Origin of the sequence: Candidatus Enterococcus moelleringii (assembly GCF_017377575.1) — a bacterium.
Lineage (GTDB): Bacteria > Bacillota > Bacilli > Lactobacillales > Enterococcaceae > Enterococcus_A > Enterococcus_A moelleringii.
Window position 1 is genome coordinate 1 of sequence record NZ_JAFREM010000055.1, and the last position, 1,625, is coordinate 1,625.

The 1,625-nt window shown below is 42.4% G+C and carries 1 protein-coding gene; it reads left to right on the forward strand.

The window, feature by feature from the left end; all coding sequences use genetic code 11:
* Positions 1-256: 256 nt before the first annotated feature.
* Positions 257-1,363 carry a tyrosine-type recombinase/integrase gene (locus JZO70_RS22190; protein WP_207675884.1) on the forward strand — a complete coding sequence of 369 codons (1,107 nt, stop codon included), beginning with the start codon at positions 257-259 and terminating at the stop codon, positions 1,361-1,363.
* The last annotated feature ends 262 nt before the right edge of the window (positions 1,364-1,625 follow it).

Consider the following 1,625-nt stretch of genomic DNA (forward strand, 5'->3'; position numbering starts at 1 on the left):
AGATGTGTATAAGAGAAAACGAGAGATAGAGTATTTACTAAATGATGACGAAAAACTGTTTTATACCTCTTTCATTAAAAATTATAAAAGAAAAGAATGGCAAAAGCAACGATAAATTAGAAAAATTCTTCGTTTTTTTAAAGAAAGTGAAAATCCTTGGGAGAAATTGGTAAACTGTAAGTGATTCGTTTAGTTTGATTGTTTTTTAATGACCGTCATTTTTGACCGTCAAAATTTTGGAGGGAGTTGGTTATTTATGCCTAGGAGAGGCGAAAATATTTACAAGCGCAAGGATGGCCGTTGGGAGGGTCGTTACCATATCGGCAGAAAATCAAATGGCCGGTTGCGCTACGGTTACGTGTATGGCAAATCTTATCGAGAAGTGAAGGACAAAATTGGACCGCTGCGCAAGAAGATGGAGTTATTGGCCCATTATCATGCAGTTGGGGGAATGACGTACCAGGAATGGATGAGTCTATGGTTGTCTGAGGTGCAGGATACCGTGAAGGAATCAACCTTTTCCAGCTACAGCTACAAGGTTCAGCAGTACTTGCTGCCGCATTTGGCTGAATTGTCTTTGAGCGAAATTACTGAGGAGCATGTGCAAAAAGTAGTAAAGCATTGGCTGGAAGACGGTCTGTCTGTCAGCAGTGTGAAGCTGATTGTCGGCTTATTGAGTCGTACCTTGAAGGCTGCTGAAGGTAAAGGCAAGATTGCTAGGAATCCTTGCAAGGAAGTCAAGCTGCCAAAGGGCAAGAAGAAAAAAGTTCGGGCGCTATCTAAGCTGGAACAAAAGCGTTTAGAAAAAGTGGTAGCTAAGGAAAAGGGTGATAACGGCTTACCGGCAATCTTAGCGATGCATACCGGCATGCGGATTGGCGAGATTGCGGCATTAAAATGGGAGAATGTGCTGTTTGATCAAAACTTGATCTTGGTAGAAAGCACCTATCAACGGGTTTCCGTGGCCGATACCAATCAGACCGTATTGCATTACGGGTCGGTGAAGAGTGCCTCTTCCTGTCGGGTGATCCCCATGTCGGATAAGATCCGCAAAGATTTGCAGGCAAAGAAGCTGAAAGCCGACAATGAGTTTGTCTTCTCTGTGAATGGAAAGCCTTGTGAGCCGCGGTTGCTGACGTATCATTTCCATCAAATTCGCAAGAAAGCCAAGCTGGAGGACGTGCATTTCCATCAATTGAGGCATACATTTGCCACTCGTTGTTTGGAAAGCGGTGCGGATATTCCGTCGGTGAGTGCCTTGCTGGGACATTCTTCTACCCAGATGACGTTAGATATCTATTCTGACTCGATGCTGGAGCAGCGGATTATTGCCATTTCAAGCATGGAGCGGGCCTTAGCGTAAGCCTGAATTTAATAACATCCACTTTTTAAAATGGTTTTTGACCATATTGGGGTAGTCTTTTTTTGTCTTTTTCAAGTAAGCGCTAACAAAAATTTTTGAGAAATTAATATAGGGATCGATCGTTTTTTAGCAGGAAGTTTACGGCTTCTTGTTATCAAATGATTTTTTTGTGTGGAGTAAAAGCCGTCAGATAAAACCGTCAGGCGAATAAAGACTGTTGTATCAAGGTTTTTGAGGGCTAGCTTGTTTTACATAATTCAAA

Excerpts from the sequence above, each read along its gene's own strand:
- JZO70_RS22190 (WP_207675884.1), top strand. The coding sequence starts at position 257 with ATGCCTAGGAGAGGCGAAAATATTTACAAGCGCAAGGATGGCCGTTGG.